General features: G+C 53.1%; 9 protein-coding genes. 6 read left to right on the top strand and 3 right to left on the bottom strand.

Features of this window, described 5'->3' with window-relative positions:
- Positions 1 to 382 precede the first annotated feature (382 nt).
- From ACDO57_RS09075 to ACDO57_RS09050, 6 genes are read left to right on the top strand one after another with little or no spacing between them, the layout of a single operon-like run.
- Positions 383 to 2,896, top strand: a complete 2,514-nt coding sequence (locus ACDO57_RS09075; protein WP_157188935.1) for a type VI secretion system Vgr family protein — start codon at positions 383 to 385, stop codon at positions 2,894 to 2,896.
- Positions 2,893 to 5,034 (top strand): DUF3274 domain-containing protein, encoded by a 2,142-nt coding sequence (locus tag ACDO57_RS09070; protein ID WP_061715535.1) that lies wholly within the window; start codon positions 2,893 to 2,895, stop codon positions 5,032 to 5,034. The genes ACDO57_RS09075 and ACDO57_RS09070 overlap by 4 nt, the downstream gene beginning before the upstream one ends.
- A gap of 3 nt (positions 5,035 to 5,037) precedes the next feature.
- Complete coding sequence (locus ACDO57_RS09065; protein WP_370883868.1) at positions 5,038 to 5,733, top strand: hypothetical protein; 696 nt, start codon at positions 5,038 to 5,040, stop codon at positions 5,731 to 5,733.
- A gap of 2 nt (positions 5,734 to 5,735) precedes the next feature.
- Positions 5,736 to 6,449 (top strand): hypothetical protein, encoded by a 714-nt coding sequence (locus tag ACDO57_RS09060; protein ID WP_061715533.1) that lies wholly within the window; start codon positions 5,736 to 5,738, stop codon positions 6,447 to 6,449.
- Positions 6,449 to 6,706, top strand: a complete 258-nt coding sequence (locus ACDO57_RS09055; protein WP_061715532.1) for a PAAR domain-containing protein — start codon at positions 6,449 to 6,451, stop codon at positions 6,704 to 6,706. Before ACDO57_RS09060 ends, ACDO57_RS09055 begins: the two co-directional genes overlap by 1 nt.
- Complete coding sequence (locus tag ACDO57_RS09050) at positions 6,706 to 8,082, top strand: hypothetical protein (protein ID WP_061715531.1); 1,377 nt, start codon at positions 6,706 to 6,708, stop codon at positions 8,080 to 8,082. Before ACDO57_RS09055 ends, ACDO57_RS09050 begins: the two co-directional genes overlap by 1 nt.
- A gap of 505 nt (positions 8,083 to 8,587) precedes the next feature.
- On the opposite strand, the gene ACDO57_RS09045 is transcribed toward ACDO57_RS09050, so the two are convergent.
- The 3 genes from ACDO57_RS09045 to ACDO57_RS09035 all read right to left on the bottom strand — a co-directional run bounded on the left by ACDO57_RS09045 (position 8,588) and on the right by ACDO57_RS09035 (position 14,371).
- A complete protein-coding gene (locus ACDO57_RS09045; RefSeq protein WP_370883867.1) occupies positions 8,588 to 9,553 on the bottom strand; it encodes a L,D-transpeptidase family protein in 966 nt (321 codons plus the stop codon).
- 148 nt (positions 9,554 to 9,701) lie between these two features.
- Positions 9,702 to 13,148: a transcription-repair coupling factor gene (gene mfd, locus ACDO57_RS09040; protein WP_370883866.1), complete on the bottom strand. Its 3,447-nt coding sequence runs from the start codon at positions 13,146 to 13,148 to the stop codon at positions 9,702 to 9,704.
- A gap of 149 nt (positions 13,149 to 13,297) precedes the next feature.
- Positions 13,298 to 14,371: an acyltransferase family protein gene (locus ACDO57_RS09035; RefSeq protein ID WP_370883865.1), complete on the bottom strand. Its 1,074-nt coding sequence runs from the start codon at positions 14,369 to 14,371 to the stop codon at positions 13,298 to 13,300.
- Between the last annotated feature and the right edge of the window lie 30 nt (positions 14,372 to 14,401).

Raw genomic sequence — 14,401 nt, 5'->3', positions numbered from 1 at the left:
CCCGCTTACGGAAACTGCTGTAAATTCTTATCAGGCGGCGAACCGGTTTAATATTTATTGCTGTTCGCCAAGGAAGAACGATTTATATCAGAAAAAAGGGCTGAGTAACCCTTCTGCGGCGGTTTCTGAATGTCTGATGATGCGTTCACAGGAAAAACACGTCGTTCATATTGGTTTTATCGACTGAATTGTTATATACGGGCCGGGTATCATTCCTAGGCTTTTATTTATGGTGTGAATATTTTTGTTTTATTTATCTTTAAACTGAATGATATGTATTTTGTAACATTCTGTGATGTGTTACGGAATGACATTTTATTCAATGGTCTGTGAGGGTATTGTTTTTTAATAAACAGTCATTCTTTATTATGGATATTTTGCGATGAAAGGACCGTCAGGCATTGTTCAGCAACAGGATACGTTAAACCGTTATTTACTGTATATTCCACGAGGCAAATCTGTTTTACCGGATGTTCACTCTTTTACCGGGGAAGAAGAACTCAGTAAGCCCTATCGCTACACCATCCGCTTTACCAGCCCGGCATCAAACATTGCCGTCAACGATGTCCTCAATCAGAGGGCGGAATTTATTCTTCGTGCCCCGAATCCGAAAGCTGGCTGGCACAATCAGGAGCCCTGGCTGCCGGTGCGCCAGATTAACGGGGTGATCACGTCGTTTGCCCGTCTGAAGTCATCTGCCGATGAAGCCCTTTACGAGTGTGTGCTGGAGCATGATCTGGCGCTGCTGGACCGGAATTACCGTTCGGCCGTATACATGAATGTGACAGTGCCGGAGCTCGTCACGAGGCTGATGAAGGAGAGCAGGCATTTTCAGGGTTACAACATCGATTTTGATCAGTTGAGCCACAGCTACCCCAGCCGTGAAATGATTATTCAGTGGAAGGAAACCGATCTCCAGTTTATCCGCCGTCTGCTGGCCGAGGTGGGGATCTGGTTCCGCTTTGAAAACCATGACAAGGTACAGGGCGATACGGTGGTTGTCTTTGGTGACGGTGGCCGCCGCTATGTCTTCAGCGATAAGAAGCTGCCGTACGTTCGCCATTCCGGCATGACCAGCCATAAAGAATACATTACCGAGCTTGAAGAACAATACGAACTCATTCCCGAAAGCGTACTGGTGCGTACGTATAACTACCGCAATCCATTTTCGCCACAGGCGGATAAAACCATTTTCGATAATGATATTCCCGACGGGATAACCAGCGGAAAACAGTATCACTATGCCGATCATTATCTGGAGGACGGCGATTTTTACGGTGAAGAGGCGGAAACAGCCACGTTCTGCGCACGCCTGCGCTATGAGCGCCTGCTGAACAAACAGAGTGTGCTGGGAGGGACAACCAGTGACCCGGCACTGTTGCCGGGTGTGATGTTCCACCCAACAGGGGATATTCCTGAAGGGTTTAAACACGGTTTTCTTGTCACCACAATGACGCTATCCGGCAGTCGCGCACAGCACTACCGCGCCATCCTGAAGGGGATCCCTTATCTGAACGGCTACAGCTATCGTCCGGAATATCTGCCGCGACCGGTGATTGCCGGTACGGTACCCGGTCGCGTGGCGGCCATCAATCGGGATCACACTTATGCCGGAGTCGATGCCCGGGGCCGATACCGCGTGAAGTTTGATTTTGACCTCGACGAGAAACGTGACGGTTTTGAAAGTGCGCTGATGCGTCTGGGCAGACCGTACGGCGGGGATGTGTTTGGTTTTCATTTCCCGCTGCTGGACGGTACAGAAGTGGCTGTAGCCTTTGAAGGCGGCGATCCGGACCGGCCCTTTATTGCGCATGTCATGCATGACGGCAAGCACCCTGATCTGGTTACAAATCGCAACGACACCCGCAACGTGATCCGCACTGCTGCTTCGAACAAAATCCGCCTGGAGGACCGCCGCGGTCAGGAACACATCAAGATTTCCACGGAATACGGCAAGAGTCAGGTCAGCGCTGGCCACCTCGTTGACGCAGAGGGAAAGCAGCGCGGCGAAGGTGTGGAAGCGCGCACTGACAATCACATGGCGCTCCGTGCTGCGAAAGGGGTGATGATCACCACGGAGGCGCAACCGCGTGCTGCGGGTAAGCAACTGGATATGACAGCCGCCATTGCGCAGCTGGATAAAGCGTTGTCGCTGGCAATGACGCTGCAACAAAGCGCACTGACAGCCGGGGCCAGTAATGTGGAAACCGATCAGCAAAGTCAACTGCGCCAGACACTAACTAACCTTACCGGCGCGGGCCTGCTGACCTATGCCGACAAAGGTCAGGCGCACGTCACGCCGGACAGTCTGCAACTGTCTGCCGGGGAAGATGTGATTGTTACGGCGGGCCAGGATACCAGCGTAAACGTGGTGAAAAAATTCTCGCTGGCCGTGGGGGAAAAACTTTCTCTGTTTGCCCGCAAGCTTGGCATTCAGATGATTGCTGGGGCCGGGGATATCACGACGCAGGCCCAGCGCGGTGCCATGCATATGCTCTCGCAGAATGATTTCACGATGGCGAGTACCGACGGGCAGCTGAACGGCAGCGCCAGACAGGGCATACAGCTGGTCTGTGGGGGAGGCGGGATACGCGTCAGTCCGAACGGACTGGTCACCATCTTCTCGCCGACGGGAATCGAACTGAAAGGACCCAGTCTGAAGTATGACGGCCCGGAAAGCGCACAGGTCACGGTCCCGCCGTTTAATCAGGGCGCATTTAAACTCCGCTACCAGCTGCATGCCGGAGACGATCCGGAGCAAATTCTCGCAAACAAAAAATTCCGGCTGACCAGCTCGGCCGGAAAAGTGGTGGAAGGCATAACGGACAGCAACGGTCATTCATCGTTACTCGATGCTGATGACCTGGACACCTACAAAATGGAGTTAATGGAATGACGGAAGCCAGACAAAGCCCGTATGCTCCAAGGGTCATATCAGAAGGGGATATTCCTGTACACAAAGATTTGGGTGAGGTGGCCCAGACCCGTCGCGTTGGCGTGCCGCGTCCGATGCCGGGAATTGTGATTCTGGTCCATGGCGTAAACGACGTGGGTGAGGCATACCAGAATCAGGAGAAAGGCATTCTTGCGGGCCTCAGTAAGCGTCTTAATCGTCAGGATTTTTACGCGCATGAGTGGGGGGAGTACAGAATTGCGCATCCTGGCCGTTCGCCTGTTATCCCGTTTTACTGGGGGTACAAGCCGGTCACTCATGCTGATTACGTTGCAGACCAGAAGCGGTATAAGGATGAAGTCGGAATACTGTCTTCCGGTGCCCATCTGCCGTATGACGCCTATCAGGAAGATAATGAGACAAACAAGGCCGCGCTGGGTAATGACGGTAAGGGTTCATTTAAGTACCAGAATGACAATCTCAAGAATGGTCTTGATTCAAATTTTGCAAAAGGTGGCGGAACGTTCGCGAATGCGACCACCAACATTCCCGATATGCTGGGGCCTGGAGCTGGAGGTATTGGCGTGGCAGCGGCGGGATTTGCATCACTGCATATGAACGACGGGGATTACACTCATCCCATTTATGAAAACCCGCACCGTATTTACCAGTTTTTTGCTGCCCAGCGTCTTGCAGATTTGATTATTCAGATTCGAAGTGAACCTACTACAACGAAAGATGTGATTAATGTGGTGGCTCACAGCCAGGGCACCATTATCACCATGCTGGCAAATATGCTGGTAAAGCAGGCGGGGTATGATCCAGTTAACTGCGTTATTCTGAATCATTCCCCTTATTCACTGGAGTCCCGCATGGCTGAAAATATTCAGCCAGGATACCAACAGACTGATTCTGCCAGGCAGAAGACATTCAAAAATTTCTGTAGCCTGATGCATACGCAGTGGAAAGGGGGAGGGATATTAGGCGAGGCTGAATTACTGGCCCTTGAAGCCTCCTGTACGCTGCGCAAACCCTCTGATAATCCGTTGCGGGCTGATGATCGCTATGGACGTAACAATAACGGTAAAGTGTATAACTACTTCTGTCCAAATGATGGCGTTGTATCGCTGGAAAATGTACAGGGATTTGGCTGGCGTGGGATCCCTCAGAAAATTGCAGATGGCATTCCTAACCTGTTCCAGCGAGTTTTTTATCAGCACGGCGAAGTAGGAAAAGCACCTGACACTAAACCCTTTGAGTTGCCACAACGAAAAGAGAGGGATGCAAAATATTCATTTCTCCCGAATGCCAGTTACCGCACCCATGACGTAGTGGTGAACGGTGAAGAATTGCCGGAACCCTTTATTTTCAAACTACAGGGTCAGGATAACCATCCGGATAATGACCCTAAAACGAGTGACAAGCCGTATACGTATTATATCGATCCGGATAGCCCGGATGCCTACATATCCTATTCGGCTAAAGCCAGTGCCATCAAGCGCACGGATTCTGCGATGTATATGCTTAACAGTTATCAGCGTATTAGCTGGAAGCCTGGGCATGTTTTAACACCAGATGAACTGAATGTAGAAAGCCATGACCGGGGGCATACCGTTATTCACGGGGAAGTTACTGGTTCTAAAGAATATCCTGTGTTGTCCATTACCTGGCTGAAAACCCGTGAAGAACTTGAAAAAGAATGGAAAAAAACTGACCCGGTAAGCTACAGCCAGCATTCGTCAATTGTCATGAGTGAGTTCGCGCCATCGCACGCGATGGCATTCGACCTTGCAATTGGTCAGTGTAAGTCGTTTGACTACAAAGCCGGTAAATTCTGGGAAAGCTTGTTACATCGTGCTGACTGGCGTGATCCGCAGAATGGCTTCCCGGCCGCAAAAAAATATTACCAATCAGGCCAGTTACCAATAGCACCAACAAAGGATTTTATGAATAAACCGGAGGATGTGCTGCCGAAGGGCGATTTTGGTGTGGAAAATGATTATGCCGGTGTTCGGCCTCGCTCGCGTAACCTGATGGATATTGAGACGGGAACTGTCAGGCCTGGATATTTCCAGGAAATAAAGCTGCTGCAATGGGAAATGCCGAAACCTAAAAGCGACAGCCAGTTGGCTAAAGGATAAGACATGAAAGGACTATGTGTAGGAGTTATTACTATTTCCGTTTTATTTGCGGCAGCGTGTAAGGCTTCAGAACCGCCTACGCAAGTAGTTTATCGTTTTGATGATCACCGCTATCTGGAACTGAAAGGCTGGGACTGCGAAGGAGAGCTTTGGTACACCGATACGCAAAGGGCTATCCATTCTCAAGTTTATTTACAGTTTTATAGGATCTTCACCCGTAAATTTATTCATCCTTCAGAAAAATATATGTCTATCCCTATTTGGGGGGCTGATGGATTTAGGGTTTCGAAGGATTATGGTCGAACATGGAAACTTGCACAATTTGCACCAGGGGAAAATGAACCTAACGGCGATGATTACGCGCCTTATGAGGACGTTCTTTCTTTCACTGTCGTCAACGATCAGGGATTTTTACAGACTAAACACAGGCTGTATATGTCATCCAAACCATTTGAAGATCCTCGTGTATTAGCTAATGGTCCAGGGATTCCCTATAAACTGGATGATGGAACAGAGCAAATATTGGAGGCTCGCTCACCTGGTTGGGCTTGGGGGATGGTCTACATGACTAAACAGATATTGGAACATAGTACGCAGCAGTATAAAACAAACTGGCAGGGCTTACCCAATAAAGTACCGGAAGCGAAAGATTATACCGGCTGGGACCATATGCAATGCAATATGGATGCAGGGAGATAGCCATGAAAGGACTTTATTCATTGCTTACCGCGCTGTTGCTGGTGCCCGCAGGTTGCAAGGCTTCAGTGCCGCCAACGCAGGTAGTGTACCGGTTCGATGACCATCGTTATCTGGAGCTGAAGGGCTGGGACTGCGAAGGTGAACTCTGGTACACGGATACCCAGAAAGGAATTCATACCGAGCCGGTTAGCCAGTTTTACCGAATATTTACCCATAAATTTATTCACCCTTCAGAGCGCTATATTTCAATCCCCAACTGGGAGGTAGATGGATTCCTTGTTTCTAAAGATTATGGCGAAACTTGGAGGTCAGTAGGATTTTCCCCATCACCTAATGAACCTAATGGTGATAACAGAGCACCCGCAGAAGATGCTGTGTCTTTCACCGTCGTCAACGATCAGGGTTTTTTACAGACCAAACATCGACTGTATATGTCGTCCAAACCGTTTGACGACCCGCCCCTTGCCGCTGGTGGTCCTGGAATTGAATATACCGTGGATGATGGTATGGGGAACGAAGTACACGGTAATCTGGAACCTCGTTTCCCCGGCCCCGCATGGGGGCTGGATTACATCACCAAACAAGGTCTGAAAGAAAATACTGCGCAGTTTAAGGCCAACTATCAGGGCTTAACCGACAAAGTACCGGAAGTGAAGGGATACACCGGCTGGGATCACATGTGCTGTGATATGGACGCAGGAAGGAAGGGAAACTGATGAATGGCGTAATTCGACTGAATGACCCGCTGGTGAGCGGCGGAAAAGTGATTAAAGCGTCAGGCGCGGAATTTATGGGCCTGCCAGTGGCCCTGAAAGACGATCTGGTGACGTGCCCTGAGCATAAAGGAACGTTCCCTGTCAACGAATGCCACCCGACATGGACGATGAACGGCCGGGGCGTGGTCGTGGATGGCTGTAAAGCGGCGTGCGGCTGTGCTATTCGCACCACACTCCCCACTGCGGGGGCTGTGTGATGAACTGGTGGCTTTACCCTAAGCAGAACGAATTTAAACATGACTTTCCCACTATTGGTGTGTGTGTTGTCTATGTGCTCGTCGTGATTGTTTGTACTGGTATCCGGGCTGTCACCTGGCCGGGTAATAAACATGTTGATTCAGGTTTTCTTGTTGATGCAGTGGTAATACCTGTCGCTGCAGTAACCTTTTTAGTACAGGCGTTCTGTATTGCGTATAACGCGCACAGACACTACATAGAAACGCGGTTATTGATTGCGGCACGGCAGGAATACAAGGTTGTCAGCTATGCCAGGCGTAACATCATCCTGGCTGGCTGGTCGATACTGACCCCGCCAAAGGCAACAAAGGAGCTGGCGCTGAACATGTTGAAACTGGAGGGGGAGTTTCCGCTGGCCGCCAAAATGCCGTTGAAAATTGACCTGGATAAATCATTCGATTTCACGCGGGCCGGGCAGGCTATTATCCACGTCCTGGAGCCGATGATGGAAAAACTCTCCCGGTACAGGCAGATTGAAGCGCTTGTATGGGTGCGAGGTGGGGATGAATCCTGTAGCGATGAACTCCGGCGTGTGCTTGAACGTTCCGGGATCTCGATCAAAAAAATCACATTTTTGCCTGAATGCCCGGACTATACGTTAGTCACAGAGTGGATAAAACAGACGAACGGCTACGTCGTTGAACGCCTGCTTATCTGTGTAGATTTGCATTCTGAAGAAGGGGAATGCAAGTGGATGGAGAATGCTACCGCGCTTCTCCTGACGAATGACTACGTTAAAACGGAAGGAGAAAAACCTGTTTATCTTTATCAACCTATGACGGGGGTTATTGACGTAGAAAGTGCAGTACCTGTTTATCTGCGTGCGGAGGCTGTCAGTAAACCCAAACAGATCTGGTATACCGGTTTATCGCGCACAGAAAAATATCCGCTGCTGGAAGTGCTGGACGAAAAAAAAGTCGTACCGGATCGGCTGGATCTTGAAATGTCGCTCGGCGAGCATTCTGCAGGGTATCCGTGGCTGGCGCTGGCGCTGGCATCAGATGCAGTAACGTATGCACAGGGCGACCAGTTTGTGGCGGCATCCAAACAGAAAAAGTTTTCTATTACGGCGGTGTCATCCAGATTAACCCATCAGCCCGATTATCCGGCGGAAAAAATGTACACTCCACCGTGGTCTTCCGCCGGAATAGCCGGAATGATGTTATTTTTCGCTGTTATATTAACTATGTGTAGTTTCAGCGTTAACGAGGGTAAAGATATTTCTGGCTGGTTCCTGGTTATTCTGTTTGTAATATGTACTGGATTGTTTACGGCTGCAGGGGTATTGATCACCTGGCTACAGGGTGATAAGGCTTACCAGCACATGGGGATGTAATGATGAATGAACTAATCGCTCTCATTTTACTTCATAGCCCTGTATTTTATTATAATGGTCTGGCCCTCGTTGCAATGCTCGCGTTAATGGTAGTGTATATTGATTTTTCTTTTGATTACAGGAACAAAAAGTACTGGTGTCCACCAAATAAGTGGTGGGAATCAAAGAGTCAGATCTGCAGACAAATGTGATTCCCGGCAGGCGTAAAGGCTGCCCAGATTATTCTCCTGAGTTTAAGCAGCAACTCATTGCCACCACCTGCAAACCTGGGATATCCTGGTGTCCCAGGTACGGGGCTGTGGCAAAGGTGCGACGGGAAAATCCATAATAATTTGAAAATAATTAGGAAAATATAAAATCCTTTATCCTGCCAGCAAAAAGAAAGCACCGACGATGCGATCGTTCAGTGCTTTATGTACCGCCTGGATATACGTTCAGCTTTAAGTCACGCGAGCCTTAAGTGAACGGCATTACTGCACATGTGCAGGGCGTTTTTCTTTCTGAATTACATCGACTGCTGGGCGACATCATGATGCCGGGTGACATCGGTCGGCATGCCTGACCGAGCCTCCATCGCGCGCTCCATCACCACGCTGCTGGTATTCGCATTCGTTTTGAAGCTTACTATCGCGGCATTCAGGTTAATGGGCAGCGTCTGCGGGTCATCGCCAATGTTTTTCGATAGCGGCTGGTGAATTTCGACCAGCCGCACGCCGCCCGGTTCCTCAGAAACCTTAATCGGCGTATTGATAATATTCACTTTGGTACCCGGCGTAACGACGTTAAACAGCGTTTTGATATCGTCATCGCGCAGACGAATACATCCGGAACTGACGCGCATGCCGATGCCAAAGTCCGCATTCGTGCCGTGCAGCAGGTAAACACCACCGTAGGCTGCCAGGCGGATCGCGTGGTGTCCCATTGGGTTATCCGGGCCTGCCGGCACCACGGCTGGAAGATCAATGCCCTGAGCTTTATAGCGGGCACGAATATTGGCCGTCGGGGTCCAGGTTGGATTCGCGCGTTTATCCGAGACGGTGGTGACCATCGTCGGCGTCAGGGTGTCGCCGCCCAGCTGACCAATACCAATCGGGTAGACCGTCACTTCGTTTTTACCCGGCGGGTAATAGTACAGACGTAGCTCCGCCAGGTTTATCACGATCCCCTCGCGCGGGGCGTCCGGCAGGATCGTCTGTAGCGGGATAGTCAACACGCTGCCCGCGCGCGGGACGTAAGGGTCGACGCCGGGGTTCGCCTGCAGCAGAGCCAGAAAACCGACGTTATATTTTTTGGCAATCGCTTCCAGCGAACCGCCATTATTTTCAACCACATGAAAGCGGTTTTCACCCACCACCTTGCTGCCGGGAGGGGGAAGGGGCCAGGTGTTTGCCCGAGCGGGAAGCGCAACCGCGACGGTGGCTACCAGCGCAAACAGGGTCATCCAGCGAGTAAAACGCGAAGAGGTCATCATCACCACAATCCATGCAAATGATAAGGTTATTGTTTTATAAGGCGTTAAACATAATTATGGCGAATGGGTATGTCGGGAAGATCGGGTGAAGTGCAAAGAGTTTGTAAATTGTCCCCCCGTAGCACTGGGCTAACAGGGGGAAGGGAGGTTATGCGATCGCGTTCTCTTCCAGCTGACGCATAAAGTTACGCACCCAGTCCATACGGGTTTTACGCTCCGTCAGCTCCTGGGTAAATTTCAGACGCGTTGGGCCATCCAGACGGAAATGCTGCGGCTGTTTTTGCAGCAGACCGATGAGCCACATCGGGTTGACGTGGTTCTTCTCGGCGAATTCAATCACGCCGCCTTTTTCATTGCCTTCGAGCTTGCGAATCCCCAGCTTCTGCGCCTGCTGGCGCAGTCTCGCGATATCCAGCAGATTTCTCGCCGCATCGGGCAGCAGACCAAAGCGGTCGATCAGCTCAACCTTGATCTCTTCCAGCTCGTTCTCCTTCTTCGCGCTGGCGATGCGTTTGTAGAATGAGAGACGGGTATTCACGTCCGGAATGAAATCATCAGGCAGCAGGGAAGGCATACGCAGCTCGACCTCGGTCTGCTGGCTGGTAAGGTCTTCCAGCGACGGCTCGCGTCCGGCCTTCAGGGCATCAACCGCGTTCTCCAGCAGCTCCATATAGAGCGAGAAGCCGATGGTTTCCATCGAGCCACTTTGATCTTCACCCAGCAGTTCGCCGGCACCGCGGATCTCGAGATCGTGCGTGGCCAGCGCAAAGCCTGCGCCGAGGTCTTCCAGCGAGGCGATGGCTTCCAGACGCTTTTGCGCGTCGGTGGTCATCGCTTTCGGATGCGGCGTCAGCAGCCAGGCGTAGGCCTGATGGTGTGAACGCCCGACGCGACCGCGCAGCTGGTGAAGCTGCGCCAGACCAAAGTGATCCGCGCGTTCAATGATGATGGTGTTCGCGGTCGGAATGTCGATCCCGGTTTCGATGATGGTGGTGCACACCAGCACGTTAAAGCGCTGGTGGTGGAAGTCGTTCATCACCCGTTCCAGCTCGCGCTCGCGCATCTGCCCGTGGCCGATAGTAATGCGCGCTTCCGGTACCAGCTCCGCCAGCCTGTCCGCCGCTTTCTGGATATTTTCCACGTCGTTATAGAGGTAGTAGACCTGCCCCCCACGAAGTACTTCACGCAGAATGGCCTCACGCACCACCAGATTATCGTACTCGCGGACGAAGGTTTTCACCGCCAGACGGCGCGCCGGCGGCGTGGCAATAATCGACAGATCGCGCATGCCGCTCATCGCCATGTTCAGGGTTCGCGGGATCGGCGTTGCGGTCAGGGTCAGGATGTCGACGTCGGCGCGCATCGCTTTGATGCGCTCTTTATGACGCACCCCGAAGCGGTGCTCTTCGTCGACGATCAGCAGCCCCAGATCTTTCCACTTCACGTCGCTTTGCAGCAGCTTGTGGGTGCCGATCAGAATGTCGATCTTGCCTTCGCTGGCCTGCTCCAGGATCTGCGTCTGCTCTTTGGTGCTGCGAAAACGCGACAGCATCTCGATACGTACCGGCCAGTTGGCGAAGCGGTCGCGGAAGTTGTCGAAGTGCTGCTGAGCGAGCAGGGTGGTCGGCACCAGCACCGCCACCTGCTTGTTGTTTTCGACCGCAAGGAAAGCGGCGCGCATCGCCACTTCGGTTTTGCCGAAGCCGACGTCGCCGCAGACTAAGCGGTCCATTGCCAGCGGCTGGCACATGTCGCTAAGCACGGCGTTAATAGCCTGAGCCTGATCCGGCGTGGTTTCAAACGGGAAGCTGTCACAGAACAGCTGGTACTGTTCTTTATCATGCTTAAAGGCGAAGCCCTCTTTGGCCGCGCGCTGGGCGTAAATATCCAGCAGCTCGGCGGCCACGTCGCGCACTTTTTCCGCGGCCTTCTGGCGCGCGCGCGCCCAGGCATCGCCGCCCAGCTTGTGCAGCGGCGCGTTCTCTTCGGCACCGCCCGCGTAGCGGCTGATCAGATGCAGGGACGACACCGGAACATACAGTTTGGCGTCGTTAGCGTAGGTCAGCATCAGGTATTCACCTTTAATGCCGCCCGCTTCCAGCGTGGTCATCCCCTGATAGCGTCCAACGCCATGCTCCAGGTGAACAATCGGCTGGCCCGGGTGCAGCTCGGCCAGGTTACGGATCAGCGTGTCCGGGTTGATGGTCCGACGGCTGTCCTGACGGCGGCGTGCGACGCGCTCGCCCAGCAGGTCGCTTTCGCAAATCAGCGCCAGGTTGTTGAGCGTGTCGATAAAACCGTGCTCGGCGGCGCCAATCATCAGGTAACGACCGTTTCCGGTCGCTTCGCTCAGGCGCAGGATGCGCTTCGGCGCCACCTTAATGCGTCCCAGCAGCTCACCTAACGCTTCGCGGCGGCCTTCACTCTCAACGGAGAACACCACCGGGCCGGTAAAGGACTCCAGGAACTTGCGCAGATTATCCAGCGGGGATTTCTGCTGCGCCTGGACGGCCAGGTCCGGCAGCGTCCGGAAGGCGAGGTTGGTGTTGGCGGCCTTGTCGGCAAGCGAATCGGTTTTCAGCTGCATGCGCGGCCAGCGCTTCAGCTCGGCGTTGAGCTCGTCGGTACGCAGCCACAGCGCTTCCGGCGGCAGCAGCGGGCGCATCGGGTCAACGCCCCGGTTTTCGAAGCGCGCGCGGGTTTCACTTTCAAAGCGGCTGGCGCTGGCGTCGATATCGCCGGTATTAACAATCAGCGTATTCGCCGGGAAGTAGCTGAACAGGGCAGGGAGCGGCTCGTTGAAGAACAGCGGCTGCCAGTATTCGATCCCGGCAGGCAGCGTGCCTTTACTGACCTGCTGATAAATATGTTCCGCGTCGCGCTTCACATCGAACTTATCGCGCCACTGGCTGCGAAACAGTTCGATAGCGGTTTTGTCCGTGGGGAACTCATGCGCGGGCAGTAAATTGATGGACTCCACTTCTTCCAGCGTGCGCTGCGTGTCGGCGTCGAAGACGCGCAGGCTGTCGATTTCATCATCGAAAAAGTCCAGACGATACGGCTGGTCGCTGCCCATCGGGTAAAGGTCGAGCAGCGCGCCGCGGGTCGCGTATTCCCCATGCTCCATCACCTGGTCGACGTGGCGATAGCCGGCCCCGTCAAGCTGCGCGCGCAGGGCATCACGGGACAGTCGCTGGCCTTTTTTCATCACCAGCGCGTGGCCGTGCAGATAGCTGTGCGGACAGACGCGCTGCATCAGGGTGTTCACCGGCACAATCAGCACGCCGCGCTGCATGGTCGGGAGTTGATAGAGCGTCGACAGGCGCGAGGAGATAATCTCCTGATGCGGAGAGAAGCTGTCATACGGCAGCGTTTCCCAGTCGGCCAGGCTGAACACCAGATTATCGGTGAACTGGCGAATTTCGTCGTGCAGGCGCAGGGCGTTTTGCATATCCGGGACAACGAGAATCACCGGGCCTGGATGACGCTCGGCGATTTCCGCCACCAGCGTGGCGCACGCCGCGCCCGTGAGTTCACCCAGCTGGCGCTGGTCGCCCGCTTTGACAGGTAAGGAATAACGATAGTGTTCAGGCATGGCTATGTCAGAGTCTCTTATGGATATACCAACAGTATTGGGGCATATCACTGATACGCAATGTCTTTATTATCCTCGATCGTTTTACATAAGCAAATCGTAACCGCACGGCAGGGCTAAACGCCCCCGAAACGGGGGCGGAGAGGGCATTAACGCGTTGAAGGTGACAGGGTCAGCGTAGAGGGAGGAGAGAAGAAAACGTCGCCAAACAGCGCGGTGGAGATCTTACGCACCCCGAGTCCGGCCAGGGTACAGATCAGCAGGCTGGCAAACGGATAGACAAGAATTAGGGATAGCTCGGCCCAGACCGGCCAGTAAGCGGCATTCATCTCGCCAATCAGGAACAGGCTGAAGGCCTCAATTAAGATGCGGTGAGTGGTATAAATCGCAATGGTATTGGAGCCAATCACGTTCAGCAGGTTGTCAGGGTGAACTGCATAGCGCTGCTCAAAGCTGTAGAACAGCTTCATGATCAGCACAATCGACAGCAACGAGAGCAGCAGCGGAACGTTAGCAAACCACAGCACCACGGAGACGGAGGCGAAAGCGCCGGTTGCCAGCCAGATGCGGCGCAGGTTGACGCTTTTCATCCACGCCATCAGCGCTGCGCCATACCACGCCCCGAGGCTGTAGTAGATCATGTTGCGTACCACGCTGTTCATTCCCCACCACGGCAGCGGCAGGAAGTTGATCGCGATGCTTGCCAGCGCCAGCAGCCCCAGTACCGGCAGCTTCCAGCGGCTCAGCAGTTTACACAGCGTGAAGTAGACTACCAGAGCATACAGATACCACAGGCTGGTGCTGGCGGTGAGCATGCCTTGCACAAATCCTGAGAGCGAGTCTGCGTAGGCCGCGTTCGACGAGGTGGCAAGCTCACGCTCGGGCGCCAGCCAGGCGTTCAGGTGGGTCAACGCCTGCCATTGCAGGACGCCCCACAGCGCCAGCACCCAGATAATGCTCCAGATCCGTTTGTCGAGACTGGTTCGCCAGTCCACCTCGTCAATATAACGACGGATCAGGTAGCCGGAGATAAAGAAGAAGACCGGCATACGAAACGGTGCGAGATAGAGGTTAAAATAGACCCAGCATTTGGCGAGAAGGCCGGAGAACGGGTGTTGCAGCCCGATCAGATGGGGATAAAACGTGATAACCGAATGATAGATAACCACCAGGCAGATACACAGCCCTTTTATCTGGTTAATCCATAATGCTTTTTGCTTCATTGTTCGCCACTACCTTATTGCCATAAACGA

The organism is Enterobacter cloacae complex sp. 2015409 (assembly GCF_041365315.1).
GTDB lineage: Bacteria > Pseudomonadota > Gammaproteobacteria > Enterobacterales > Enterobacteriaceae > Enterobacter > Enterobacter pseudoroggenkampii.
This window is presented reverse-complemented; position numbering and strand designations above follow the sequence as displayed.